Annotated in this window: 24 protein-coding genes, 1 riboswitch and 1 other annotated feature; of the genes, 19 read left to right on the forward strand and 5 right to left on the reverse strand. The window is 49.0% G+C overall.

The annotated features are described in order from the left end of the window. The 11 genes from KNO61_RS01150 (at window position 1) to KNO61_RS01200 (ending at window position 9,724) form a co-directional block, all read left to right on the forward strand. On the forward strand, window positions 1-249 hold the full coding sequence (locus KNO61_RS01150; RefSeq protein ID WP_074036416.1) for a NifU N-terminal domain-containing protein: 249 nt from the start codon (window positions 1-3) through the stop codon (window positions 247-249). Continuing rightward, window positions 246-1,046, forward strand: a complete 801-nt coding sequence (locus KNO61_RS01155) for a glycosyltransferase family 2 protein (protein ID WP_012726803.1) — start codon at window positions 246-248, stop codon at window positions 1,044-1,046. Before KNO61_RS01150 ends, KNO61_RS01155 begins: the two co-directional genes overlap by 4 nt. Before the next feature lie 2 nt (window positions 1,047-1,048). Further along, window positions 1,049-1,543: an Lrp/AsnC family transcriptional regulator gene (locus KNO61_RS01160; RefSeq protein WP_214687052.1), complete on the forward strand. Its 495-nt coding sequence runs from the start codon at window positions 1,049-1,051 to the stop codon at window positions 1,541-1,543. Continuing rightward, complete coding sequence (locus KNO61_RS01165; RefSeq protein ID WP_214872521.1) at window positions 1,540-2,724, forward strand: aminotransferase; 1,185 nt, start codon at window positions 1,540-1,542, stop codon at window positions 2,722-2,724. The genes KNO61_RS01160 and KNO61_RS01165 overlap by 4 nt, the downstream gene beginning before the upstream one ends. A gap of 58 nt (window positions 2,725-2,782) precedes the next feature. Next, on the forward strand, window positions 2,783-4,027 hold the full coding sequence (locus KNO61_RS01170) for a lysine N(6)-hydroxylase/L-ornithine N(5)-oxygenase family protein (protein WP_214872523.1): 1,245 nt from the start codon (window positions 2,783-2,785) through the stop codon (window positions 4,025-4,027). Window positions 4,028-4,224: 197 nt separating this feature from the next. Further along, window positions 4,225-4,617, forward strand: coding sequence for a S1 domain-containing post-transcriptional regulator GSP13 (gene yugI / locus KNO61_RS01175; protein WP_074033496.1), 393 nt, complete (start codon window positions 4,225-4,227; stop codon window positions 4,615-4,617). A 99-nt stretch (window positions 4,618-4,716) separates the two neighbouring features. After that, on the forward strand, window positions 4,717-5,709 hold the full coding sequence (locus KNO61_RS01180; protein WP_214872524.1) for a Gfo/Idh/MocA family protein: 993 nt from the start codon (window positions 4,717-4,719) through the stop codon (window positions 5,707-5,709). Between the two features lie 74 nt (window positions 5,710-5,783). Next, the gene (locus KNO61_RS01185; protein ID WP_214757513.1) at window positions 5,784-6,947 is read left to right on the forward strand and encodes an iron-containing alcohol dehydrogenase; all 1,164 of its coding nucleotides are present in this window, start codon (window positions 5,784-5,786) and stop codon (window positions 6,945-6,947) included. Window positions 6,948-7,053: 106 nt separating this feature from the next. After that, entirely contained in the window at window positions 7,054-8,406 is a 1,353-nt protein-coding gene (locus KNO61_RS01190) for a glucose-6-phosphate isomerase (RefSeq protein ID WP_074036426.1), read from the forward strand. A gap of 99 nt (window positions 8,407-8,505) precedes the next feature. Then, window positions 8,506-8,979 carry an RNA deprotection pyrophosphohydrolase gene (ytkD, locus tag KNO61_RS01195; RefSeq protein ID WP_012726795.1) on the forward strand — a complete coding sequence of 158 codons (474 nt, stop codon included), beginning with the start codon at window positions 8,506-8,508 and terminating at the stop codon, window positions 8,977-8,979. Next, window positions 8,960-9,724 (forward strand): alpha/beta hydrolase family protein, encoded by a 765-nt coding sequence (locus KNO61_RS01200; RefSeq protein ID WP_214872525.1) that lies wholly within the window; start codon window positions 8,960-8,962, stop codon window positions 9,722-9,724. Before ytkD ends, KNO61_RS01200 begins: the two co-directional genes overlap by 20 nt. A gap of 15 nt (window positions 9,725-9,739) precedes the next feature. Here the strand turns inward: KNO61_RS01200 and pckA are convergent, their stop codons facing one another. Then, the gene (gene pckA, locus KNO61_RS01205; protein ID WP_078147228.1) at window positions 9,740-11,311 is read right to left on the reverse strand and encodes a phosphoenolpyruvate carboxykinase (ATP); all 1,572 of its coding nucleotides are present in this window, start codon (window positions 11,309-11,311) and stop codon (window positions 9,740-9,742) included. Window positions 11,312-11,633: 322 nt separating this feature from the next. Further along, a riboswitch (SAM riboswitch) is annotated at window positions 11,634-11,753 on the forward strand. A gap of 132 nt (window positions 11,754-11,885) precedes the next feature. Here pckA and metK point away from each other — a divergent pair. Continuing rightward, the gene (gene metK, locus KNO61_RS01210; RefSeq protein WP_214872526.1) at window positions 11,886-13,094 is read left to right on the forward strand and encodes a methionine adenosyltransferase; all 1,209 of its coding nucleotides are present in this window, start codon (window positions 11,886-11,888) and stop codon (window positions 13,092-13,094) included. A 38-nt stretch (window positions 13,095-13,132) separates the two neighbouring features. On the opposite strand, the gene KNO61_RS01215 is transcribed toward metK, so the two are convergent. After that, window positions 13,133-13,654, reverse strand: a complete 522-nt coding sequence (locus KNO61_RS01215; RefSeq protein WP_214813037.1) for a hypothetical protein — start codon at window positions 13,652-13,654, stop codon at window positions 13,133-13,135. A gap of 165 nt (window positions 13,655-13,819) precedes the next feature. Between KNO61_RS01215 and KNO61_RS01220 the strand changes: the two genes are divergently transcribed. Both KNO61_RS01220 and KNO61_RS01225 read left to right on the forward strand, forming a co-directional pair. Continuing rightward, window positions 13,820-14,290 (forward strand): GNAT family N-acetyltransferase, encoded by a 471-nt coding sequence (locus KNO61_RS01220; RefSeq protein WP_012726790.1) that lies wholly within the window; start codon window positions 13,820-13,822, stop codon window positions 14,288-14,290. An 88-nt stretch (window positions 14,291-14,378) separates the two neighbouring features. After that, entirely contained in the window at window positions 14,379-15,092 is a 714-nt protein-coding gene (locus tag KNO61_RS01225; RefSeq protein ID WP_012726789.1) for an alpha/beta hydrolase, read from the forward strand. Between the two features lie 31 nt (window positions 15,093-15,123). On the opposite strand, the gene mnmM is transcribed toward KNO61_RS01225, so the two are convergent. Together mnmM and mnmL are read right to left on the reverse strand one after the other, a co-directional pair. Beyond that, window positions 15,124-15,696: a tRNA 5-(aminomethyl)-2-thiouridylate-methyltransferase MnmM gene (mnmM, locus tag KNO61_RS01230; protein ID WP_078147227.1), complete on the reverse strand. Its 573-nt coding sequence runs from the start codon at window positions 15,694-15,696 to the stop codon at window positions 15,124-15,126. Next, window positions 15,650-16,624: a tRNA modification radical SAM protein MnmL/YtqA gene (gene mnmL / locus KNO61_RS01235; protein WP_214687046.1), complete on the reverse strand. Its 975-nt coding sequence runs from the start codon at window positions 16,622-16,624 to the stop codon at window positions 15,650-15,652. Before mnmL ends, mnmM begins: the two co-directional genes overlap by 47 nt. Window positions 16,625-16,802: 178 nt before the next feature. Here mnmL and KNO61_RS01240 point away from each other — a divergent pair, with 178 nt between their 5' ends. From KNO61_RS01240 to KNO61_RS01260, 5 genes are all read left to right on the forward strand, one after another. Next, on the forward strand, window positions 16,803-17,993 hold the full coding sequence (locus KNO61_RS01240) for an MDR family MFS transporter (RefSeq protein WP_240499836.1): 1,191 nt from the start codon (window positions 16,803-16,805) through the stop codon (window positions 17,991-17,993). Between the two features lie 39 nt (window positions 17,994-18,032). Then, window positions 18,033-18,248 (forward strand) — a binding site (T-box leader). A 39-nt stretch (window positions 18,249-18,287) separates the two neighbouring features. After that, the gene (gene leuS / locus KNO61_RS01245) at window positions 18,288-20,693 is read left to right on the forward strand and encodes a leucine--tRNA ligase (RefSeq protein ID WP_214872527.1); all 2,406 of its coding nucleotides are present in this window, start codon (window positions 18,288-18,290) and stop codon (window positions 20,691-20,693) included. Between the two features lie 117 nt (window positions 20,694-20,810). Next, window positions 20,811-21,938: a hypothetical protein gene (locus KNO61_RS01250; RefSeq protein ID WP_251030764.1), complete on the forward strand. Its 1,128-nt coding sequence runs from the start codon at window positions 20,811-20,813 to the stop codon at window positions 21,936-21,938. Window positions 21,939-21,955: 17 nt separating this feature from the next. After that, the gene (locus tag KNO61_RS01255) at window positions 21,956-22,468 is read left to right on the forward strand and encodes a pyrophosphohydrolase domain-containing protein (RefSeq protein WP_147536597.1); all 513 of its coding nucleotides are present in this window, start codon (window positions 21,956-21,958) and stop codon (window positions 22,466-22,468) included. A gap of 148 nt (window positions 22,469-22,616) precedes the next feature. Then, window positions 22,617-23,621 (forward strand): DUF2268 domain-containing putative Zn-dependent protease, encoded by a 1,005-nt coding sequence (locus tag KNO61_RS01260; RefSeq protein WP_251030765.1) that lies wholly within the window; start codon window positions 22,617-22,619, stop codon window positions 23,619-23,621. A gap of 104 nt (window positions 23,622-23,725) precedes the next feature. On the opposite strand, the gene KNO61_RS01265 is transcribed toward KNO61_RS01260, so the two are convergent. Next, a complete protein-coding gene (locus KNO61_RS01265; RefSeq protein ID WP_214872530.1) occupies window positions 23,726-24,991 on the reverse strand; it encodes a BaiN/RdsA family NAD(P)/FAD-dependent oxidoreductase in 1,266 nt (421 codons plus the stop codon). Between the last annotated feature and the right edge of the window lie 57 nt (window positions 24,992-25,048).

The raw sequence follows: 25,048 nt of genomic DNA on the forward strand, positions 1-25,048 counted from the left end.
ATGTTACGAATTGATCCAACACCGAATCCGAATGCGATGAAAGTGACACTTCCAGAGAACGTGTTTGGCGCCAAGAGTCAAAGTGTGAAGGCGGGCGAAGCGACAGATCAACCGCTTCTCGCAAAACTAGTTGAAATCGAGGGCGTCGAGAGCGTGTTTGCTTATGGTGACTTTGTGACCGTATCAAAAGAGAATGGCGTGAGCTGGGAAGCAATTCTTCCACTCGTTGAGACGGCATATCGCGGATGAACCCGATTGTCTCGATTGTCATTCCGGCGTATAAACGCGAGACGGAACTGACGGAACTGCTTGAAAGTCTAACGGTCCAAACGTTTCAGCAGTTTGAGGTCTTGGTCATGAATAATGAAGGGCCGCCAAAACAACATCTTTTGGCGCCTTTTTTGAATCAATTGGATGCACGTGTCATTGAAGTGGGTGAGAACCATCACGTCCGGGCCCGTAATCGTGGTGTTCTCGAGGCGAGAGGCGATGTCATCTTGCTACTAGACGATGACGATTTGCTCATGCCGACACACTTGGAGGAGGGGCTACGCGACCTTCAACAGGCAGACCTCGTCTATTCGGATGCTGAGCTGTTCCGATTCGAATGGAGAGCGGGCCGTCGTGTCGTGACGGACTGGGAACCGTTCGCTTACGCGTTTGATCGAGAGCGGATGCGTCAGGACTCGACGTTCATCCCTTCGGGCACGATGTATCGCAAATCGATTCATGACACGATTGGTCTATTCGACGAAGACGTCTATAACTACTGGGATTGGGATTTCTTGTTAAGGGTAATGGATGCATTCACCGTGTCACACCCGGCGCGTGCGACGGTACTTTACGCCTTCAACGGGACCGATAACCTGTCGGCAAAACAGGATGAAACGAGACGTCGTTATTTTGATCATTTCTGTCAAAAGCACGGTCTGACAGACATGGAGATGAAGAATTTCCATATCGTTCAGGAGGAACGACGTGCATTCGTGAGACAGACAGAGAGAACGTTCACAGGCGTGCTACCTGGTCGAACGGAAGGAGAATAAGTATGTATTCATCAAAAGAACTTGAGTTGTTAGAACTGTTAGAAGAAAAAGGGTATCTCGAGACGAAGATGTTGGCTGATTTGTTGGCTCTCGATGAGGAGACGATTGAATCGATGCTTGAGAAATTCAAGCAAGACGGGATTCTCCTCGGATTTCGTGCCATGGTCAATTGGCAGAAAATCAATCGTCACGATGTCACTGCCTTCATTGACGTTAAAGTAACGCCGAAACGAGGACGCGGATTTGACGACGTGGCCGAGCGTATTTATCGCTTCCCAGAAGTGACGGCGCTTTATTTGATGTCGGGGGCGTATGACCTTCAAGTCGTCATTCGGGCGAACTCGCTTCAAGACGTCGCCTCATTTGTCTCAGACAAGCTATCGCCGCTTGATTCGGTCTTGTCGACGACAACCCACTTCAAATTGAAGACGTATAAACATGACGGGATCTTGTTCACCCCACAAATTGAAGATAAGCGGTTGAACATCACGCCATGAAGTCTTTATCGAATCAAGTCGTCTCGATGAAGCCATCAGGCATTCGCCGTTTCTTTGACTTAGCACAGACGATGGATAACGTGGTCTCTCTCGGGGTGGGAGAACCGGATTTCATCACACCATGGAACGTGCGAGAAGCGAGCTATGCCGCACTCGAAGAAGGCTATACAGCGTATAGCGCCAACGCCGGTCTCATCGAGTTGCGCGAAGAAATCGCTACTTATATGAAAGAACGCTTTTTAGTCGAATACGATCCGACGTCTGAATTGATTGTCACGACTGGGGCATCGCAGGCGCTCGACATCGCATTCCGTGCCCTTCTCAATCCAGGGGACGAGGTCATCGTGGTCGAACCGGCATTCGTTTCATATGGTCCACTCATCGAGTTGGCAGGTGGGACCGTCGTCCCTGTCGCATGTCGTCCGGAAAAAGGGTTTCGACTCGATCGGGAAGACGTTGAGCAAGCCATCACAGAACGGACGAAAGCGATCTTGCTTTGCTTCCCGTCCAATCCGACGGGCGCCACGATGAATGGCGATGAACTCGCACAAATCGCAGAGCTCGCGACAAAGTATGACCTTTGGGTCGTCAGCGATGAGATTTATGCGGAACTCTGTTACGACGAACCATTTGTCAGCTTTGCGACGCTCCACGACATGCGAGACCGGACGATTGTTGTGAATGGTTTCTCAAAAGCGTTCGCAATGACAGGATGGCGTCTTGGCTTCACATGCGCGCCCGAAGTTGTGACACGAGAGATGTTGAAGGTCCATCAATACGGCATGATGTGTGCACCGACGCTCGTTCAATTCGGTGGACTCGAGGCACTTCGGACTCGTGAGCAGCACGTGCCGAGCATGGTGAAAAGTTATCGTCAACGTAGGAACTATTTCATTCAAGCGCTGAACGAGGCGGGATTACCGACGCACGTGCCAGGTGGAGCATTCTATGCCTTCCCTTCGATTCGACATACTGGATTGACGAGTGAGGAATTTGCAGAACGTCTTCTCATCGAAGAACGTGTCGCCGTTGTTCCTGGAAATGCCTTCGGTGAGAGCGGGGAAGGATTCGTCCGGGCGAGTTATGCGACTTCGCTCGAACAACTACAAGAAGCGATTCTCCGGATTCAACGTTTCATGAAACAATTCGAAGTCACAGTAGCCAAGGACTCTCATTTGTGAGAGTTCTTTGGCGTTTTAGCGATATAACGAAAGGGAAAAGACGGGCGAGGTGAAGAGGATGAAACAATTTGACTTTGTTGCAATCGGGTGTGGTCCGTATAATCTTGGTCTCATGGCCCTTGCGGAGAAGACTAAACTGCATGGGGTTTGCTTTGAGCAACGTGCGGAGATGATGTGGCATGAAGGCATGTTGATTGAAGGGATGACGATGCAGACGCATTATTTACAAGATACCGTCACATTGGCGGACCCGACCCATCCATCGAGTTTTCTGAACTATTTGAGTGATACGGGTCGACTCCAAACATTTATCACGCAAGAACAAGATAAGATTCCTAGAACGGAATACAACCGTTATTTGCGGTGGGTTGTTAACCAACTGTCGACGATTCGTTTCGGTCATTATGTATCTGACGTCCGAGCGGAAGAAGAGGGCTTCCTCGTGACCGTCGAATCGGACGGGCAATCGACACAAGTTCATACAAGACATCTCGTCCTAGGGACAGGGGCGGCGCCATTCGTGCCGGACGGGTTTGAACAAGTCATTCATACGAGCGATTATTTGACGTACCGGGACGTCCTCAAAGACCGATATCGTGTCGCGGTCGTCGGGAGTGGACAGAGTGCGGCGGAAGTCTTTCTGGACTTGTTGCGTGAAGCGACGGATGAACAACGCGTCGACTGGATCACACGCTCCGAACAATTTGAGTCACTCGAAGCAGGCAAGCTTGGGGATGAAATTTTTAGTGTGGATTATGTCGATTATTTTCATAAACTACCGTACGACGCTCGGCAAGAGCTACTCGGGTCATTCGAGCGTTTCCGTCATGGTGTCAATCCTGAGACGATGACCTCGATCTATGAGACGTTGTATCATCGGACGGCAGAAGCGAAAGCGACGAAGGCTGATATGATGACACAGGTCGAAGTGGAATCGATTTCTTATGATTGGTTAACACATCGTTTGAAAGGGACCCAACGGTATACGGGAGAAGTGATTGAAAGAGAGTACGATCTCGTTGTCGTGGCGACGGGGTATCGCCCGGTGATCCCATCTTGGATCAATCAGCTCCCGGTTGTATGGGAAGTAGAGGGAGAATGGGCAGTCCGTGACACGTATGAGGTGATCATGAGCGAGTCGCTAGGCGGAAAGTTGTTTACGCACACGAATATAGAGCATTCACATGGTTCGGCTGCGACGAATCTCGGGATGGCAGTCTATCGAAATGCGGTCATATTGAACGACATGGCTGGGGAAACGGTCTATCCGATTCGTCATCAGAAGCCGTTTACGACATTTTGAACAAAAAAAGGGCTAGGCGAGTCGCCTAGCGGAATCAGGGGGGAATACTTGAAGTCTTGCTTGATTTGTATTTACCCCGCACTTCGACTTTAAAACATACCAACACGTCAAAAATAATCTTTTTTACTAAATTCTACACTTTATCGAAAAAAGTATGTTATAGTAAGTTGATGAATTTAGCATAGGAGTTGTTTGTAATGGCAAAATACGAAAAAGATCAAGTATTAACAGGTAAAGTAACAGGAATCCAACCTTTCGGTGCTTTCGTAGCACTCGACGATGAGACTCAAGGTCTTGTACACATTTCAGAAATCTCACACGACTACGTAAAAGACGTAAACGATTACGTTCAAGTTGGTCAAGAAGTTGAAGTGAAAATCCTTGAAGTGGACGAAGCTTCTAAAAAAATCAAGCTTTCAATGAAAGCGACTCAAGAAGCTCCAAAACGCGAGAAGTCTGCGAAGCCAGCTCGTCGTGCGCCACGCCGCAACGAAGCATCTTCAAACTTCAAGCAAGAAGAAGCTCCAGGATTCACAGTCCTCAAAGACAAACTTGAAGACTGGATCAAAAACACAAACTTCAAGAAGTAAGTGTCCCAAGGTGGCCCGTTCTAAACGGGTCACCTTTTTTATTTTACAGGAATCGGCGAATTGAATGACGAAACTGTAAAGCGAATAGGAGGGGATGGCATGAAGATTGGCATCATCGGAACGGGAGGAATTGCGACGAGTGCCCATATCCCGAATTATGTCAAAGCAGGCATGGATGTGGTAGCGGTCATGAACCGGACACGGGCAAACGGGGAACGTGTCGCACGACAGTTCGGCATCCCGAACCTTTATGAGACGGTCGAAGAGATGCTTTCACGCGAAAATCTCGATGCGGTCAGTATCTGTACACCAAACGCCTTACATAAAGAGCAAGTGCTGCTTGCGCTTGAAGCAGGATGTCACGTTCTCTGTGAGAAGCCACCGGGAATCTCAGAGAATGAAGCGATCGAGATGTTGGAAGCGGCAAAACGAGCCGGAAAAACATTGCATTACGGATTCCATTACCGACATCGTGCGGATACGGTTCTGTTGAAGCGAATGATTGACGCGGGAGAACTCGGAGACATCTATGCAGCGACGGCGCTCGCGCTTCGGCGACGTGGCATTCCGGGATGGGGAGTCTTCACGAATAAAGAACTGCAAGGCGGGGGCGCCCTGCTCGACATCGGTGTGCATATGTTAGACCTAGCGCTTCATTTGATGGGATACCCGAAACCGAGAGAGGTCGTCGGTCATGTCGGTCAGTATTTAGGGAATCGTCCTGGTGTCGGCTTGCTGGGGGAATGGGACGCGAGTTCACTCACAGTCGAGGATACGGCGAGAGCGATGGTCACGTTTGAAAACGGAGCATCCTTATTACTCGACGTCAGCTACATGGCCAATATCGAGGAAAAAGATACGATGCGAGTGGAATGTCGTGGCACGAAATCCGGAGCCAGTCTGTTCCCGCTCACACTTCACACGGAGAAATTTGGGGCATTGTTTGACGAGCGACCAGCTTATTTGACTGAACACGACCCGTATGAGCGGCAAATCCGACTCTTCCTTGAGGCCTGTGGAGAAGAGCCGAACTATCGGCAAGCGGAGGAAGCGGTCATCTTGCATCACATCATCGACCGTATCTATCAGTAAGCACGATACTTTTCATTCCGTGAAAACAGGGTATATAGTGTAGGTGTTACATATTTCTATGAGGAGGTTAACTTATGCACAACTTTGAATACAAAAACCCGACAAAACTAATTTTTGGGACACATCAGGTCGAAAAATTAGGTGGAGAACTAGAAGCGCTTGACGCGAAGAAAGTGATGCTCGTCTATGGTGGCGGAAGCATCAAAAAGAACGGGACGTACGATGAAGTCGTGGCCGAGCTTGAAAAAGCCGGTATCTCATACGTAGACTTCTCAGGTGTTGAACCGAACCCACGCATCGAGACGGTACGTCGTGCGGTGAAATTTGCGCGTGAAAAGGACGTTGATGCCTTGCTAGCTGTCGGTGGCGGTTCCGTCATCGACTGCACAAAACTGATTTCAGCAGCGATTCCATATGACGGGGACGCGTGGGACATCGTACTTCGTGAACATATCCCGACAGAGGCGGTACCATTCGGGACAGTCCTTACACTCGCTGCGACAGGGTCGGAGATGAACTCGGGATCGGTCATCACGAACTGGGAGACTCAAGAGAAGTTCGGTTGGGGTCACCCACTTGTATTCCCTACATTCTCGATCCTCGATCCACGTTACACCGTGTCAGTTCCAAAAGACCAGACAATTTATGGTATCGTCGACATGATGAGCCACTGTTTCGAGCAATACTTCCACCCGAACCATGCGCCGGTACAAGAACGCATGACAGAAGGTGTGTTGAAAGCGGTCGTCGAATCGGCACCCAAACTCGTCAACGATTTAGAAAACGTAGACCTCCGTGCCATCATCTTATTCTCAGGTACGATGGCATTGAACGGTGTCCTGCAAATGGGTGCAGCCGGTGACTGGGCATCACACAACATCGAACACGCCGTATCTGCTGTCCATGACATCCCGCATGCTGGGGGCCTCGCGATCCTCTTCCCACGTTGGATGGAACATGTATTAGATGAAGACAACGCGGCTCGCTTTGCTCGACTCGGTACGGAAGTATTTGATGTCGAGCCTGGCGAGAACGATTTGGAAACAGGGAAACGTACGATCCAAGCTGTACGTGCATTCTTCGACCAACTCGGTGCACCGAACTCGCTTCGTGACTATGAGATCGATGAGTCGACATTCGATGCGATTCTCGATTCTGCGATGAAACGTGGCGCATTCGGTCGTTTCCGTACACTCGAACGGGAAGATGTCGCGCATATTCTCGAACTCAGTAAATAAGGCGATTTCTTGCCTATTTTGCAATAATGATTGAACGAATCTAGCGTTTCCGTTTATGATGGGTCATGTATGGCTCTTTTACGAGCGATTTAAAGGAGGAAATGACATGTCAACTGTACGTTTCGATTATTCAAACGCGCTCTCATTCGTAGGGAAGCATGAAATCGACCAAATGCAAGAAACGGTAAAAACCCTTCACTCGGTGATTCACGAGCGGAGCGGTGCCGGAAGTGATTTTCTTGGGTGGGTCGACCTTCCGACCGAATACGATCAAGATGAGTTCGCACGAATCAAAGCTGCAGCGGAACGAATTCGCGAGAATTCAGATGTTCTCGTCGTCGTCGGAATCGGAGGTTCTTACCTCGGTGCCCGTGCAGCGATCGAAATGCTTCAACATTCGTTCTTCAACGTATTGTCAAAAGAAGAGCGCAAGGCGCCACAAGTATTCTATGCGGGCCATAACATCTCTTCAACGTATATGAGAGAATTGCTTCAAGTGCTTGAAGGGAAAGACGTCTCAATCAACGTCATCTCGAAATCAGGAACGACGACAGAACCTGCGATCGCATTCCGTGTCCTCAAGCAATTCATGGAAGACAAGTATGGTCAAGACGGAGCGCGTGAGCGGATCTATGCGACGACAGACCGTGCCCGTGGTGCCCTCAAGACGCTCGCGGACGCTGAAGGTTACGAGACGTTCGTTATTCCAGATGACGTCGGTGGACGTTTCTCTGTCCTCACACCGGTCGGACTTCTTCCGATTGCCGCTGCAGGAATCGATATCGATGCTTTGATGGAAGGCGCACGCGATGCACAAAACGCCTACAGCTCGCCAGAATTGGCTGAGAACGAAGCGTATCAGTATGCGGTCGTACGTAACGCCCTTTACGCGAAAGGCAAATCGATTGAGATGCTCGTCAACTACGAACCAGCTCTACACTACGTGTCTGAGTGGTGGAAACAGCTTTACGGAGAATCTGAAGGAAAAGACAACAAAGGAATCTTCCCTGCGGCTGTCGACTTCTCGACTGATCTTCACTCGATGGGTCAATACATTCAAGAAGGTCGTCGTGACTTGTTCGAGACAGTCATCCGTGTGAAAGAAGTCCGTCACACAATGAACGTCCCAGAAGACGCACAAGACTTGGATGGTTTGAACTTCCTCGCAGGGGAAACGATTCAGTTCGTGAACGACAAGGCGACAGAAGGGACGCTCCTCGCGCATACAGATGGCGACGTACCGAACCTCGTCGTCGAATTGCCAGAGATGACACCGTACCACCTCGGTTACTTGTTCTACTTCTTCGAGAAAGCATGTGCGATGAGCGGATACATCCTCGGGGTGAACCCGTTCAACCAGCCAGGCGTCGAAGCATACAAAGCGAACATGTTCGCACTACTCGGTAAACCAGGGTATGAAGAACAAAAAGCAGAACTCGAAAAACGCTTGAATCAATAAGAAAACGAATCGGTCCGCGCGTCGGACCGATTTTTTTGTTTGAAACTGGGTGCAGACAAGGTAAAGTGAGAGTAGACAGGGGAAAGAAAGGGATGGACTATGAAGACATTCAAGGATTACTATCATAATCAAGTCGAGTTAAGCTTCACCCATTATCCGTTCTCAGACACGCCGCTCCACGTCTGGGTCGTCGCCCGTTACAAGGACAAATGGGTATTGACGAAGCATAAACAACGAGGGCTCGAGTTCCCAGGTGGGAAAGTCGAACCGGGCGAACATGAGGATGCCGCGGCCATCCGGGAAGTATATGAAGAGACTGGAGGCGTCGTCAAGACGTTACGATACATGGGGCAATATCGTGTGCTCGGTCGTGGTGACACCGTCATCAAAAATATCTATTTTGCGGAGATTGAACGATTCGAAGATCATCCCGCAGTCGACGAGACGGATGGGGCCGTCTTGATTGATGTCTTACCGGACAATCTACTACGGAATCCACGTTACAGCTTTATGATGAAGGACCGTGTCTTACCAGAAACGATGAGGGTGCTCCATGAGCAACAACTGGTTTGATCGAATCGACGTGTTGCCACCATACGCCGGTTACCGGGTGACGCGTGGATGGTACACGACGAATGATGGGGAAGAGGTCGTCGCCTATTCGATTGAACCGAAACGGTCGAATGGACAGGTGTTGATGTACTTACGAGGGGGAACGGCACGAATCGGGGACGTTCGGTTACCGCGCCTCATGCAGTTTGCGGCACGCGGTTTTCATGTGGTGGCCCCGGTTTATCGAGGTAATCACGGGGGCACGGGAAAAGAAGACTTCGGTGGAGAGGATTTGAAGGACGTGCTCTCACTCTATGATCGCGTCCAAACGAGCGGACGACCGATTCATGCGCTCGGTTTTTCACGCGGCGGGATGATGGCACTCTCTCTCGCATCTGAACGACCGGTCACTACCGTCACCTCATGGGCCGGTGTGACCAATCTAGAGTGGACGTATGAAGAGCAACGCTCGATGCGGAAGATGTTACGTCGCATGACGGGGGGAGACCCCGAATCGGCAGAAACAGCATATACAGAACGTTCTCCGCTTTATAAGGAATGGGATGCACCAACGCTGATCATCCATGGTACGGATGACGAGCAGGTCCGTTTGCGCCATGCGACGGCAGTCGCCGAGAAGTTAGGGGAGCAGGCAGAGTTTTGGGTGCTTCCGTTCGGACACCAACTCCCATTTTGGGATAAATGGGAGACGACCGAACAAGCGATGGAATGGATGTTACGACAAGCAAAAGCACCGACTCGATGAGTCGGTGCTTTCGTATTAGATGACCAGTGGGCCGGCTGCGATGACCGATTCACTCGCTTTCGTGAACCGTGTGAAGTTCTCTTTGAATTTCATTGCGAGTGCTTTCGCCTCGACGTCGTAGCGAGCTGGGTCGCTCCACGTGTCACGTGGATTGAGCACGTCACTCGGTACGCCTTCGATGGCTACTGGAATCTCGACGTTGAAAATGTCATGTTTCATCGTCTCGACGTCACGAAGTTGACCGTTGACTGCGGCGTTGACCATCGCACGCGTGTACGCGAGTTTCATACGCGAACCTTCACCGTATGCACCGCCAGTCCAACCTGTGTTGACGAGGTAGACATCCACGTCGTGTTGCTCGATCAATTTACCGAGCATATCCGCGTAACGCTCTGGAGCGAGCGGAAGGAACGGTGAACCGAAGCAAGTCGAGAAGGTCGCCTGTGGTTCTGTGACACCGCGCTCCGTGCCGGCAAGTTTTGACGTATAACCCGACAAGAAGTGGTACATCGCCTGTTCTTTCGTCAGTTTGCTGATCGGAGGCAAGACGCCATAGGCATCTGCCGTCAAGAAGACAATCGTATTCGGATGACCGGCGCGTGATGGGAGCATCGCATTGTCGATGAACTCGATTGGATATGCCGCACGCGTGTTTTCCGTCAAGGAAATGTTCTTATAGTCCGGTGTACGATCTTCATTCAACACGACGTTTTCAATCAATGAACCGAAGCGAATCGCATCATAGATTTGCGGTTCGTTCTCACGAGACAAGTTGATCGTCTTTGCGTAACAACCGCCTTCGATGTTGAAGACCCCGTCCGGTGACCATCCGTGTTCGTCGTCTCCAATCAAATGACGCTCAGGGTCAGCCGAGAGCGTTGTCTTCCCAGTGCCCGACAATCCGAAGAAGAGTGCCGTTTCATTCGCATCATTGACATTTGCCGAACAGTGCATCGATAACACGTTCTGCTCGGGTAGCAAGAAGTTCATGACGGAGAAGATCGATTTTTTAATTTCGCCACCGTATTCTGTTCCCCCGATCAGAATCGTGCGCTTGGCGAATGAGACGAGAATGAACGTCTCAGAGTTCGTACCATCGACGGCAGGGTCTGCTTTATAGCTCGGTGCATAAATGACCGTGAACGGGTCGAACGCACCTTTCGTCGGCCATTCGCGTAAGAACAATTGTTTAGCGAATAGACTGTGCCACGCATACTCCGTGATGGCACGGACCGGCAACGTATAATGTTCATCTGCACCAGCAGATGCTTCTAGATAATACAGTTTATCCTTCTTTTCTAAATGGTCGAGTACTTTGTCGAGAAGTGCTGAAAACTTCTCTTCTGCGATCGGTTGGTTCACTTTACCCCAATCGACGAGGTTGTTGCTGACTTCATCTTGTACGACGAATTTGTCTTTCGGTGACCGTCCAGTAAAAGCACCGGTACTGACAGATAATGCCCCGTCTTTTGTCAGCACACCTTCACCATTTTGAATGGCTTCTTCCACCAGCTCTGGAACCGTCAAGTTCCGTAACATGTCGGCACCATTAATTAATTCTTCGATTTTCAGGAGCGTTGTCGCCATCCTGAATCCCACCTTTCCCCTAAATAGATGTGGATGAAATCCGCATACTTCCGCGATTACGATTAATCAGTATGACATTTTTAATTATATGTGACACACTAATTAAACACAAGCGTTTCTTCTCTCTAAGTAAGCGCTTTCTTACAAAGTCATTTTATCACATTCTCTTATCACAAGGTGTTAAAAAACAGAAACGAAATAAAAAAATGTTTGACGATTCACAAACAGAAATGTTTTGCAAGTCAGTGAAAACTTTTACGAATTCGTCTGATTCCCTTGACATAATCGAGTGTCATTTATATGATGGTTTTCGTAACGGATACTCTTATTCTGAGCGGTGGAGGGAACAAGGCCCTACGAAGCCCAGCAACCGTCCGACATGAAGTCTTGTGCGGAAAAGGTGCTATCCTGAAGCGAAGCCATTAGCTTCGAACGATAAGAGGGTAAGGAAGAACGATTCAACCTTTCCCAATGTATGTCATCGGGGGAGGTTTTTTTCATTACCGTCCCAAAGCAACGCGTAAGGGGAACGAGTACCGTCCACATAATACCCTTATTATAGGAGGTTTTTTGAATGTCAAAATTGAACCGTCGACTTTTTACTTCAGAGTCGGTTACTGAAGGACATCCAGACAAAATTTGTGATCAGATTTCTGACTCCATCTTGGATGCCATTTTAGCGGAAGACCCGAATGCCCGTGTTGCGGCAGAAACGTCTGTCACAACAGGTCTTGTACTCGTAGCTGGTGAAATCACAACGTCAACTTACGTGGATATCCCGAAAGTTGTCCGTGAAACAATCCGCGAAATCGGATACACGCGTGCAAAATATGGCTTCGATGCTGAAACGTGTGCGGTCTTGACGTCGATTGATGAGCAATCGGTAGATATCGCGCAAGGTGTTGACCAAGCGCTTGAAGCACGTGAAGGTCAGATGACTGAAGAGGAACTCGATGCAATCGGTGCAGGAGACCAAGGTCTCATGTTCGGATATGCAACAAACGAGACACCTGAACTCATGCCACTCCCAATCTCGTTGGCACACAAGTTGTCACGTCGTCTTGCTGAAGTACGTAAGAACGGTACGCTCGAGTACCTTCGTCCGGACGGGAAGACGCAAGTAACGGTTGAGTATGATGAGGACAACAACCCAGTTCGCATCGATACGATTGTTATTTCGACGCAACACGCGGAAGAGATCACACTTGAGCAAATTCAAGAAGACTTGAAAAAACATGTCATCGAGGCAGTCATTCCGGCTGAACTCATCGATGCTGAAACAAAATACTTCATCAACCCGACTGGTCGCTTCGTAATCGGTGGACCACAAGGAGATGCAGGTTTGACAGGACGTAAGATCATCGTTGATACGTACGGTGGATACGCTCGTCACGGTGGCGGCGCATTCTCTGGTAAAGATCCTACAAAAGTTGACCGTTCAGCGGCATACGCAGCTCGCTATGTAGCGAAAAACATCGTTGCAGCAGGACTTGCGGATAAAGCGGAAGTTCAACTTGCGTACGCAATCGGTGTTGCACACCCAGTATCAATCGCTGTCGATACGTTCGGCACAGGTAAATTGAGCGAAACGGAACTCGTTGAACTCGTTCGTGAGAACTTTGACCTCCGTCCGGCGGGCATCATCAAGATGCTCGACCTTCGTCGCCCACTCTACAAACAGACGGCAGCATACGGTCACTTCGGTCGTACAGACATCGAACTCCCATGGGAGCAAACAGATAAAGCAGCCATTCTTGAAGAAGGCGCGAAACGTTTCGCGTAATCATCAAAAACGACCTTTCCGCGGAAAGGTCGTTTTTTTTACGTTGTCGGAGGTGTCTGTTTATTTGAATCGGATGAAGAATCAGTTGTCGTCGTATCTTGTCCAAGCGCCGTATCCTTCGCTTCGACGACTTTCTCCCCGATGTCCTGTAAGTCTGACTTGGCCTCTTGAGCCGTCTCGACGATTTTAGTGACGTCCTCTTTCACGGTATCGACTTCCCCGACGACTTTTTCGTATACGTTTTGGACGTCTGTGGAGACTTCTTGAATCTTTGTCGAGGCTGACTTCACTTGCTCAATGACTTGAGACGCCTTGCCGGCAGGATCTTGTTTCACTTCGTTGACGAGGCCCCCGACCGACGATTTCGCATTCGAGAGGGATTGCTTTGTCTGCTCCCGGTTCGAGGAGCTAAGTAAGGCGAGTAGACCACCGACGAGTGCACCGAGCAACATCCCGGTCACGACACTGATCTTTGGACTTCCCCCGTCCAATTGATCAAATTGACGGTTCGGGTTGGTTGTCTGTTCTACTTTCGGATCATGTTCTTGTCTAGGTTCCATGCAGTTCCACTCCTTCGTTTGATTGGCATTGCTTGTGTTATACCCTAGAGAAATGGCGACGTAACGTTTTCTGATGAATCGTCATGAAAAAGAAATGAAGGAGCAGGATAAAAACATTGGGATAGGGAATGATACAAATAGATTGGCCAAAAGGGGGAAGCTGTCATGAACATGAGGGAAGCAGTGCCAGAAGATGCGACGCTGATTCGGAACATCGCGCTGGCGACCATATCACAGGATGATTCCAATCGAACGAGAGCGATGGAACGCGCATATCGGCAAGAAGAGATTGTACGAGCAATCAGTTCAAGTGAAGAAGCACGAGAACAGTATTTTATCGTTGGCGAATATGAAGAAGAGGTCATAGGATTTTGTCATGCCATCGATCGCGGTGACATGTGGGAGATGCTCCGCCTCTATCTGCACCCCGATTATCATCGAAACGGCTACGGCGCAGCCTTTCTGGCTCACCTTCAATCGAAAAAAGAACAACCGATGGAAGTGTACGTCGAAAGCTCGAATGATCAAGCGATTGCCTTCCTCTTACATCAATCTTTCAAAGAAGTGAATCGTATCCAGGAAGAAGTATATGATCGTCCGATGGAACTCATTCATTTACGATATGACCCGAGCTAAGCCTCCAGACGGATTTTATTCAAACATCAGTTGCGGCTGATGTTTTTTTGATACAATGAATATAGTCTATAAACGAGGTGACGGCAGTATGGCAAATGAAGAAGCACGAAAAGGAGTCATCGTCATCGTGTATCCGTTACAATTCACGTCACGGATCAGCGAGAACTTTATTCGACGGCTCGAGGACGAGTACGAAGTCATCGTCGTCCGCGATCAATCGATTGGATTGACGGCAGGTGACCATAAGCAACTGATCAAGCGAGCGTTGCGCGAGGCAGGGGAATATAAATTACCGATTCATGTCGTGGCATTCAGCCTTGGCGCACTCTTAACGAATCGCCTTTTGCAGGAGTACGATGTGCCACTCGGGAGTCTCACATACATCTCCCCATTGTTTGATTGGCATGCCACTCGTCAAATCGGTGGATTGAAACAAGTCGTCGCAAGTGCTGTCGACCGTTTTCGCCCTGACTTGCCACTCGGGATGATGACATTCACCGGTGGGGGAGACGAGTCATCCCGATTCGGAGAAATCACGTATGCGCAATATCGAGAAATCGAAGAGGAAATCGTCGAGCATCAGGAAGAGAAGAAGCATCTGCCACGCCTTCCGCTCGCCTGTTTCTATGCACCAGACGACCAGTTCGCGGACGTGAAGTTGACGTTGAATGTTTGTCGGAAAATCGGTGGGGACCAAGTGTATATCCGGCGATTGGAAGGATTCCCACACTTTGGTTACGAACGATTGAACACGAAATTCGCGGAAACCCTCATGACGTTTTATGAATTGATTCAAGAATGACAGAAGGCGACTCTAATGAGCCGCCTTTTTCTTATGCACGTTTTTCAATCGCCACGATGAATGGGGGATGATTGACTTGGTTGATAAATCCATAACGCAGGACGCCTGCCTGTTTTTGATCGAGGGACTCTACATAATGGAGCACCTCGTCTCGTTCGACTTTCCCACTTTCATGTCCGTGGTAAATCACGATGACGATAACGCCACCGACGGCCATGACGTCTAATAGTTGGGATAATGCGGCAATCGTCGTATTTCCGTGTGTCGTGATGGATTTGTCGCTTCCCGGTAAATACCCTAAGTTGAAGACGGCCGCGGTGATCGGCCGCGCTTCCTTTTCAACGACCGCTTGGACCGTATCATGACTATCATGAATCACGGTCACCCGATTACTGACACCCGATTTTTCAACCCGCGCCTTTGTGGCTGCTACAGCTTCTGATTGAATATCAAAGGCATAGACATGTCCTGTCTCGCCTACGGCATTCGCTAGAAACAACGTATCGTGTCCGTTCCCGGCCGTCATATCGATGGCGACCTGACCTTCCTCGATATGGTCATGTAGTAATTGTTTTGCAAAAGGTAGTACTCTCATTAATCCCATAGATCTCATCCTTCTTTTTTCCTTGGTAAGAATCTCGGCGCTCCAATTCCGCACGAATCTTGTTAAGCACCTGCATCTTGTGACGGCTCCATAACGGACCAATCAAGAGGTCGGGTGGACCGTCTCCTGTCAAACGATGGACGATCACCTCGGGAGGAATCCGTTCGAGTTGATCACAGACGAGGGAGACGTATGTGTCTTCCTCCATCAAGTCAAGCAGTCCTTTCTCATATTGACGGGCGAGCGGTGTGTGTTTCAAGACGTGAAGTAAATGGATCTTGATTCCTTGTATGTCCATTTTAGCAACTTCTCGTGCCGTGTCGAGCATCATCTCTGGTGTCTCACCTGGGAGGCCATTGATGATATGAACGCAGACACGAATGTTGTGACGGCGAAGTTTCGCAAGACCGGTCAAAAACGATTGATAGTCGTGCCCGCGATTGATCTTTTTAGCGGTGGTGTCGTGTACGGTCTGAAGACCAAGCTCTACCCAAAGGGAAGTCCGTTCATTCAACTCTGCTAAATAGGCGACGACGTCGTCCGGCAAGCAGTCAGGACGTGTCGCAATAGAGAGACCGACGACCCCATCCTCATTTAGTGCCGGTTCATACAATTCACGTAACCGCTCGACTGGTGCATACGTATTACTAAACGCTTGGAAATAAGCAATATAATTGGCATTTTTCCACTTCCGGTGGAGACGAGCCTTCACTTCTGCAAATTGAATGGGAATCGGATCGCAAGCATTTCCCGCGAAATCACCACTGCCATCGTCCGAACAGAACGTGCATCCACCTTTTGAGACACGTCCGTCACGGTTCGGACATGTGAAGCCGCCATCGAGTGGCACTTTAAACACCTTGCCCCCGTACTCTCGTCGATACGCCTCATTAAGTGTATGGTAACGATTTTGACCAAATGGATTCATGTTCATCTCTCCTTCCTTGCTCATCCTATCACAAACGAAAAATAACAAAACTTCATAATAAGTAATTTTTCTTGACACTTCCTTGGCGTTCGTTTAGGTTTGATAAGGAAATCTTGTCGATTCGGCCTTTTTGTGCCGATTTTTTTGATGTGAAAGAAGAATGAAAGGAGGACTTGGTGTGAACAATAAAATGCCAATTTCGGTATGGATTTTAGTCATTGCGATGGCGCTCAATACAACGGCGGCGTCTTTTTTATGGCCGTTTAACACACTGTATATTCATGATTTTTTAGGTGAGTCGATGACGCTTGCCGGGGTGGCGCTTCTTGTGAACTCGGCGCTCGCGATTGTCGGGAACTACATCGGAGGGACGCTATTCGATCGAATCGGTGGGAAGACGACGCTGATGATCTCTGTCGGTCTCTTGCTCGCGAGCTCGCTTGGATTTTTACTGTTTCATGCCACGTTCTTCGGCTATCTCGTATGGCTCGGGTTGATCGGTCTTTCCGGCGGACTCGTCTTTCCGACCGTATATGCGTTTGCAGGTCTCATTTGGCCTGAAGGGGGACGTCGTTCGTTCAATGCGATTTATGTCGCACAAAACGTGGGGGTCGCCCTCGGAACGGCAATGAGTGGTCAAATCGCTCGACTTAACATCGAGTGGATTTTTTATGCGAACTTCTTCTTGTCAGTTTTATTTGTCGTGGTGCTCTTGTTTGGATTGCGTTATTTGAAAAACCCGGCACGTCCTGTCGTTCAGTCGCAACTCGAAGCGGCCGCCACGACACTCTCGAGTGCGACGATGAAGTCGATGTGGTATGTCGCCGTTGGTTATGCGGTACTTTGGTTCGTGTACGTGCAATGGCAAGGGACGATTGCCGTTCACTCGAAAGACCTCGGTGTCACAATCAGTCAATACTCACTCCTTTGGACAGTGAACGGGGCGATGATTGTCTTCGCACAACCGTTGCTCAATCGTGTCTTACGACAGTTTGAGGACGACTTAAAACGTCAACTGATCATCGGGGCATCCATTTTCCTCGGCGCGTTCTTGATTGTCCCATTCGCTGGTGGGTTCGGGATGTTCATGGTCGCGATGGTCGTCATGACCATCGGGGAGATGTTTGTCTGGCCGGCGGTTCCGACGATTGCGGCGAAACTCGCCCCTCCTGGGAAAGCTGGACAATACCAAGGGCTCGTCAATATCGCAGCATCCGTCGGTCGGATGATTGGACCGACGTTGTCTGGTTTTGTCTATGACATGTTCGGCATTACAGCAGTCTTCGGCATGCTTCTACTACTTGCTACGTTAGCCTTAACGCTATTTGTCATCATGAAAGACATTCGTGTCACAGAAAAATCAAGTTGACGTTGAATTTCAGAATGGGCTAAAATAGACTACGATGAATAGCAAGCGTTGAAGAGGACTAGTAGCGAACGTTCCGTTTCAAAGAGAGTCGATGGATGGTGTGAATCGATAAGCGGATGTTGTGAACTCGCCTTGGAGCTGTTTTCCTGAAACGAGTAGGGAAAACCGGGGTTACGCCTCGTTACCGGCGTCTCAAGTGGCAGCAATGCAACATGGGTGGTACCGCGGAGAGCTTTCAAGCCTTTCGTCCCATTTTCGGGGACGGAAGGCTTTTTATTATGCAGAGGAGGAAGAATGTTGAGTTATTTTAAACATCAAGAAATCGAGCCTAAGTGGCAAAAGCGTTGGGAAGAGAAAGAAGCATTTAAAACGACAGAAGACCCGGAGAAGGATTGTTTCTACGTCCTTGATATGTTCCCGTACCCATCCGGTGCTGGTCTTCACGTCGGTCACCCGGAAGGTTACACGGCGACGGATATCATCGCTCGTATGAAACGGATGCAAGGATATAACGTCCTTCACCCGATTGGCTGGGATGCGTTCGGTCTTCCTGCCGAGCAATATGCACTCGACACAGGGAACGACCCGCGTGAATTCACAGCGCGCAACATCGAGACGTTCCGCCGTCAGTTGAAAGAACTCGGATTCTCATACGATTGGGACCGTGAAATTAGCACGACGGACCCGAAATACTATAAATGGACGCAGTGGATCTTCACGCAACTCTTCGAACGTGGCCTCGCATACGTCGATGAAGTTGCGGTCAACTGGTGCCCGGCTCTCGGTACGGTCCTTGCGAACGAGGAAGTCATCGATGGCTTGTCAGAGCGTGGGAACCACCCTGTCTACCGTGTCCCGATGAAGCAGTGGGTGCTTCGTATCACGGAATACGCAGAGCGTTTGCTTGAAGACTTGGAAGGTCTAGATTGGCCTGAGAGCGTGAAAGAGATGCAACGCAACTGGATCGGCAAATCGGTCGGTGCCGAGGTCGACTTTAAGGTCGACGGTCATGATAAGATCGTCACAGTATTCACAACACGTCCAGATACGCTTCACGGGGCGACATACGTGACACTCGCACCAGAGCATCCGTTCACTAAAGTGATCACGACGCCTGAACAATCGACGGCAGTCGAAGCATACATTGAGGAAGTCTCGAAGAAGACGGACCTCGAGCGTACAGACCTTGCCAAAGAGAAGACAGGTGTCTTCACGGGCGCTTATGCGATCAACCCGGTGAACGGCGAGAAACTTCCGATTTGGACAGCGGACTACGTTCTCTCGACATACGGAACAGGTGCGGTCATGGCCGTTCCTGCACACGATGAGCGCGATTATGAGTTTGCGAAAACGTTCGACCTCCCGATCCGTGAAGTCGTCAAAGGTGGAAACGTGGAAGAGGCGGCTTACGTCGAAGACGGTGAGCACGTCAACTCTGGTAGCTTGAACGGACTTAATAAAGCCGATGCCATCAAGACGATCATTGAAGAGCTCGAAGCTAGTGGCACAGGGCGTGCGAAGACGACATACCGTCTTCGTGACTGGTTGTTCAGCCGTCAACGTTACTGGGGCGAGCCGATTCCGGTCGTCCATATGGAAGACGGAACGATGAAGACGGTACCGGTCGAAGAACTTCCGCTCGAACTTCCGATCATCGATGAAATCAAACCATCTGGTACAGGTGAGTCGCCACTTGCGAACGCAGAAGAGTGGTTGACGTATACAGATCCGGTCACAGGGGAAAAAGGTCGTCGCGAGACGAACACGATGCCACAATGGGCAGGTAGCTGCTGGTACTACATCCGTTACATCGATCCAGATAACGAAGAGATGATTGCGGATCCTGAGAAACTCAAGCGTTGGCTTCCAGTCGACTTGTATATCGGGGGTACGGAGCATGCCGTTCTTCACTTGCTCTACGCACGTTTCTGGCATAAAGTACTCTTTGATATCGGTGTCGTCCCGACGAGCGAACCGTTCCAAAAACTCTACAACCAAGGAATGATCTTCGGTGAGAACAACGAGAAGATGTCGAAATCTCGTGGGAACGTTGTCAACCCGGATGATATCGTGAAGTCGCACGGAGCCGATACACTCCGTCTTTACGAAATGTTCATGGGACCACTTGATGCGGCCATCGCATGGTCGACGAATGGTCTTGACGGGGCACGTCGCTTCCTCGACCGCGTCTGGCGTTTGTTCGATCAGACGAACTTCGCAGACGTGGCGCCGACTGCCGACTTTGAACGCACGTATCATCAGACGGTGAAAAAAGTCACGGAGGATTATGAAGCCCTTCGCTTCAACACGGCAATCTCGCAGTTGATGGTCTTCGTCAATGAAGCGAACAAACAAGAGACGTTGCCGAAATCGCAAATGGTCGACTTCATCAAGATGCTTTCACCAGTCGCGCCGCACTTGTCTGAAGAGTTGTGGGAGAAGATGGGTATGACGGAAGAGTTAACGTATGCGGCTTGGCCGACATACGATGAGTCAAAACTTGTGAGCGACACGATTGAAGTTGTCATCCAGGTGAACGGGAAACTCCGTGCGAAAATGCACGTCTCTCGTGACGCATCAAAAGAAGCACTTGAAGCGGAAGCACTCGGGAACGAGCGTGTCCAAGAGTTCACAGAAGGCAAGACGGTTCGTAAAGTCATTGTCGTTCCTGGAAAACTCGTCAATATTGTAGTGGGGTAACAAAAAGAATGTGTGACATTGTCGCACATTCTTTTCTTTTTGGTGAGGTCATTTTCTTTTATGGACGGTTTTGATACACTAAAGGGCGATACTGAAGTAGAAGGGGACGACATGTCCATGAAACGTTCTTATGTGCTATACACGACACTATGTGCCGTCGTGGTCGGTGTGATCCTTTGTTATGTTTTTGTCTTTTCAGATGAAGAGATTCAACGACAGGTCGCCTCGACATTTGAAAAAATTGATATTCAAACGCGTCATCAAACGGCATCCCTTCCACCCGTGGAAGCGGCGCAGGATGATGAAGATATCGATACGACCGATGCCCTCGAACAAATCAGTCAAATCGATGAAGTGTACTACAGTGACACGATCGGGGCATATTTGGTCTTAACCGAACAAGCTGAATTTTTTGAGGTGAGTGGAAACGGAACGCGCGTCAATTCGGTGCTTCAACTTGAGAATTCAGGGAAACCGCGCCTCGATGATTTTATCGGAATGCGCATGGTCGAAGAAGATCTTGTGTATGCGGTCTCAGCGAACGGTACGCTCATTACAATCGAGCGAGAAGAAGGACGCTGGGTCGAGAGACCACGTAAACAAATCAAAGGACTCGTGTCGGAAGACCGAATCTTTGGTCTTGGTTATGACCGGGAATCGAAGCGTCTGTTCATGATGAATCGCTTGGCGGATACACCGGACCTTGAGCTCCTTTATATCGAAGAACGGGAGATCGAACCGGAGACTCCAGCCGATGACAAATCATCAGAAGCGTCAACTGATGCTGACACGAATACTCCAAAAACAGAAGAATCATCGGAAGACACAACGACAGAGAACGTCTCGACGAATGACGACGCCTCGAGCGAATCGGCTGTATCTGAAGACGCGCCTGAAAATGAGTCGAACGAACAACAAGCGGAAGAAGAAAATCAAGAGCCCGAAACCGAATGGATGCTTGATTCACGCCAAGCGTTGTCTGCTGACGGGATGAGCGCCTCGATCCAACAGAAGTTTGAGCGATTCGAAGGAGTCGGCCTTGTCGAGAGACAAGGACGCATCTACGTGCTCGACTCAGAAGAGCTCGTCCTCTACACAGTCAATCCGGAAGAAGAGACCATCAACGGTCAGATGGTGACGCCTCGCGTATATGACTCGACCGGTATGTTTTTACAAGACAATGAAATCTTTGCAATCGTCCACCCGGAAGTATTCGATTTGGATGCATTCGTGTCTGTGGACTAACAATGGGGGAAGAACAGATGAGCAAACGTTACTTTTTTGAAGAAGTGAAACAATTTCATGAAACTTTTGGACATCCAGGAGCAAAATCGCCGCAACCGTTGACGCTTGATCGTGCGACAAAACGCTCGGTTTGGACGGCAGAGGAAGCGGTCGTCGAGTTTTTGCATCAATCCTCGCAATCGGAAGAAGAGTTTTTACAAGCCATCGAGCAATTCCAAGTAGGATTCCAGAAAGCGGTCCAAAAATCGTTGCAAGACGCACCGCCATCGGATGATGTGGAACGTCTCGTCGGACAAGGGGATGCGTTAACGGACGCGTTATATTTTGTGATGGGCAGTTTCGTTGAACTCGGACTCGATCCCGTTCCGTTGTTTGAAATCGTCCAGCGTGCCAATATGGCGAAACTTGGACCGGACGGGAAGCCGATTTTACGCGAATCGGACAATAAAGTCATGAAACCTGAAGGATGGATGCCACCAGAGCCGGAGCTCGAAAAAGAAGTGCGTCGTCAAATCGCAGGGAAAGAATAATCACAAACGGCTTGAGTCCTCACTACAAAGGGTTCAAGCCGTTTTTTTGTTGTGATGATCGTGAAGTCATCATGTTATTAGAGGGTATCGGAAAGGTCATAAGAGTAATTTATGGTATAATTTAACATAAGTAAGCAAGCGAGGAATATTGATCATTGAGATGGAGGTCGTTCAACTGAAAAAAGTACTCGGTATTCTATGTGTAAGTTCAGCACTTCTGTTAGCATCATGTAGCAATGATGAAAAAACGTCAGAATCTAAAACGTCTAAGCCTGACGTTTCAATCGAAACGATAAAAATCAATGAAGAGAATGAATTGACAATCGTCCCACTCTATACGCAATACCAACAATATTTGAACGCATCCCTTGAATCAACCGATTCGGAGGAGAGCAAACAAAACTTCAAAAAATACGTACTCGATTACATAGGTGAAGTCGGAGAGGAAGAAAAGATCGATACATCTAGATTAAAAACTGATTTTAATCTAAAGCCGACCCCTCATAAGCAACAATTGCTGAAGCAGTTAGACAAATTAATCGAGCAGCATGAGGAGATTAAAGAGATTATTGCATCGACATATGCAGATTCAAATCAAATCTTACCTAAAAAGAAGAGCACAGTGTTTATTGCACCGTATAATCCTGAATTCTTTTACGATAGTGAACCGTTGAAAGGAGTAGGCGCAGCAGCATACAAAGACGTATTCATCTTGTTTCTCGATACAGATTTTGACAAAGATGTGCTAGCCTATTCGACGGCTCACGAGTATCATCATCTGATTCTTCGTGATCAAAACAAATACAATCTTAGTTCGATTCTGGAGTCTATTATTATCGAAGGGAAAGCGGACGCATTTGCTGATCGGATTGTCAAAGGAGTTTCTCCCCCATGGCATGTGCAATTAGATGATGCGACCATGGAACACATTGCAAGTCGAGTGAATGATTATGAAACGTCCTTCACCGATTTTGTAGTCGGTAATTATCAAAAAGATATGCCACGTTGGAGTAACTATACTCTAGGGAGGGATGTGCTCCATGACTATTTGACGGCGCACCCAGAACTGTCGATTCCCGAATGGACCTTCAAAGAAGATCATGAGATTTTAGAAAAATACAAGTATCGAGATGTGATGGAATTGGAAAATTAAGTTGAAAAGAATGTTAAAAGGCTTGACCCTGAATGAGACAGGATCAAGCCTTTTGATTGTTAGTGAACATAATAGTACGTAGCCAATACGTTAGACCGAACCTTTTACCGCTCTGTCGCCAGTTCAGCTGCGTGCGATCCGGCACAATGTCCCGTTGTGAAGGCGGCCGTGATGTTGTAGCCGCCTGTGTATCCATGAATGTCGAGTACTTCACCTGCAAAGAAGAGACCTGGTGCCTTCTTTGACATCATCGTCTGTGGTGCAACTTCTTTAACCGAAACGCCGCCACCTGTGACGAACGCTTTATCAAAGTCGAGTGTCCCGACGGCGTGCATCTCGAACATTTTCAAACGTGTTGCGAAATCAATGACGGATTGCTTTTTCAACTGACTCGCATCTTCTTCTCCAAATGCGAGTTCTTCGAGCAATAAGTCAAGAAGTCGCTCAGGGATGTAGCCTTTCCATACATTTTTAACGGCACGCTTCGGTTGGCTCTGTACTTGGTTCCACAGTTCCTGAACGAGCGCATCTCGTGACGTGTCTGGGAAGAAGTCGAGTGACAAGAGGACGATTTGCTCTTTGCTGCGTTTCCGTTCTTTGATTGTGTACTGACTGCAACGGAGCGCGATTGGACCTGAAATCCCGAAATGGGTAAAAATCATGTCTCCCTGATGCGTCTTGATCGCCTTCCCTTTTTTGCCATGCACCGTCAACGCGACGTCCCGTAACGATAATCCTTGAAGTTGTTTCGTTCCGATGAACGCGTCATTCAATGTGATTGGCACCTCTGTCGGGAAGAGTTCGGTGATCGTGTGTCCTGCCTTCTGTGCCCATGGATAGCCGTCTCCGGTCGAACCGGTGTGTGGGACAGACTGTCCGCCGACCGCGACGACACAAGCTTTTGCCTCGAGCATCTCACCGTCCATCAACTCGACAGCGTGAAACTCGTTTTCTTCATTAAAATGTAGCGTTTTGACTTCAGCTTTTTTTCGAATCTCGACGCCGAGGTCTTCAATTGCCCGAAGCAACGTGTTGACCACGTCCTGTGCTTTATCTGTCACTGGGAACATTCGTCCGTTGTCTTCCTCTTTTAGCGGAATCCCGAATCCAGTGAAAAGGTCAATGATGGATTGGTTGTCGAACTGGGCGAGGGCGCTGTATAAAAAGCGACCGTTCCCGGGTATGAATTGAATCAATTCATCGATTGGTTTTCGATTTGTGACGTTACAACGTCCACCACCTGAAATGGCTAATTTTCGACCGAGTTTCGAGCCTTTATCAATAAGCAATGTCGAAGCGCCACTTTTTGCCGCAGCATACGTTGCCATGAGCCCGCTCGGCCCTCCACCGATGATGATGACATCTTTCATAGGGTATCTCCTCATTTCTTCATCTATATGATTAGTAAAATTATCGTAACTTTATTA

The sequence above is a fragment of the Exiguobacterium sp. s140 genome, assembly GCF_018617035.1.
GTDB lineage: Bacteria > Bacillota > Bacilli > Exiguobacteriales > Exiguobacteriaceae > Exiguobacterium > Exiguobacterium profundum.

What these genes read in the sequence shown, in the direction of transcription:
- KNO61_RS01150 (WP_074036416.1), top strand. Translation starts at nt 1, where the DNA reads ATGTTACGAATTGATCCAACACCGAATCCGAATGCGATGAAAGTGACA.
- KNO61_RS01155 (WP_012726803.1), top strand. Translation starts at nt 246, where the DNA reads ATGAACCCGATTGTCTCGATTGTCATTCCGGCGTATAAACGCGAGACG.
- KNO61_RS01160 (WP_214687052.1), top strand. Translation starts at nt 1,049, where the DNA reads ATGTATTCATCAAAAGAACTTGAGTTGTTAGAACTGTTAGAAGAAAAA.
- KNO61_RS01165 (WP_214872521.1), top strand. Translation starts at nt 1,540, where the DNA reads ATGAAGTCTTTATCGAATCAAGTCGTCTCGATGAAGCCATCAGGCATT.
- KNO61_RS01170 (WP_214872523.1), top strand. Translation starts at nt 2,783, where the DNA reads ATGAAACAATTTGACTTTGTTGCAATCGGGTGTGGTCCGTATAATCTT.
- yugI (WP_074033496.1), top strand. Translation starts at nt 4,225, where the DNA reads ATGGCAAAATACGAAAAAGATCAAGTATTAACAGGTAAAGTAACAGGA.
- KNO61_RS01180 (WP_214872524.1), top strand. Translation starts at nt 4,717, where the DNA reads ATGAAGATTGGCATCATCGGAACGGGAGGAATTGCGACGAGTGCCCAT.
- KNO61_RS01185 (WP_214757513.1), top strand. Translation starts at nt 5,784, where the DNA reads ATGCACAACTTTGAATACAAAAACCCGACAAAACTAATTTTTGGGACA.
- KNO61_RS01190 (WP_074036426.1), top strand. Translation starts at nt 7,054, where the DNA reads ATGTCAACTGTACGTTTCGATTATTCAAACGCGCTCTCATTCGTAGGG.
- ytkD (WP_012726795.1), top strand. Translation starts at nt 8,506, where the DNA reads ATGAAGACATTCAAGGATTACTATCATAATCAAGTCGAGTTAAGCTTC.
- KNO61_RS01200 (WP_214872525.1), top strand. Translation starts at nt 8,960, where the DNA reads ATGAGCAACAACTGGTTTGATCGAATCGACGTGTTGCCACCATACGCC.
- pckA (WP_078147228.1), bottom strand. Translation starts at nt 11,311, where the DNA reads ATGGCGACAACGCTCCTGAAAATCGAAGAATTAATTAATGGTGCCGAC.
- metK (WP_214872526.1), top strand. Translation starts at nt 11,886, where the DNA reads ATGTCAAAATTGAACCGTCGACTTTTTACTTCAGAGTCGGTTACTGAA.
- KNO61_RS01215 (WP_214813037.1), bottom strand. Translation starts at nt 13,654, where the DNA reads ATGGAACCTAGACAAGAACATGATCCGAAAGTAGAACAGACAACCAAC.
- KNO61_RS01220 (WP_012726790.1), top strand. Translation starts at nt 13,820, where the DNA reads ATGAACATGAGGGAAGCAGTGCCAGAAGATGCGACGCTGATTCGGAAC.
- KNO61_RS01225 (WP_012726789.1), top strand. Translation starts at nt 14,379, where the DNA reads ATGGCAAATGAAGAAGCACGAAAAGGAGTCATCGTCATCGTGTATCCG.
- mnmM (WP_078147227.1), bottom strand. Translation starts at nt 15,696, where the DNA reads ATGGGATTAATGAGAGTACTACCTTTTGCAAAACAATTACTACATGAC.
- mnmL (WP_214687046.1), bottom strand. Translation starts at nt 16,624, where the DNA reads ATGAATCCATTTGGTCAAAATCGTTACCATACACTTAATGAGGCGTAT.
- leuS (WP_214872527.1), top strand. Translation starts at nt 18,288, where the DNA reads ATGTTGAGTTATTTTAAACATCAAGAAATCGAGCCTAAGTGGCAAAAG.
- KNO61_RS01250 (WP_251030764.1), top strand. Translation starts at nt 20,811, where the DNA reads ATGAAACGTTCTTATGTGCTATACACGACACTATGTGCCGTCGTGGTC.
- KNO61_RS01255 (WP_147536597.1), top strand. Translation starts at nt 21,956, where the DNA reads ATGAGCAAACGTTACTTTTTTGAAGAAGTGAAACAATTTCATGAAACT.
- KNO61_RS01265 (WP_214872530.1), bottom strand. Translation starts at nt 24,991, where the DNA reads ATGAAAGATGTCATCATCATCGGTGGAGGGCCGAGCGGGCTCATGGCA.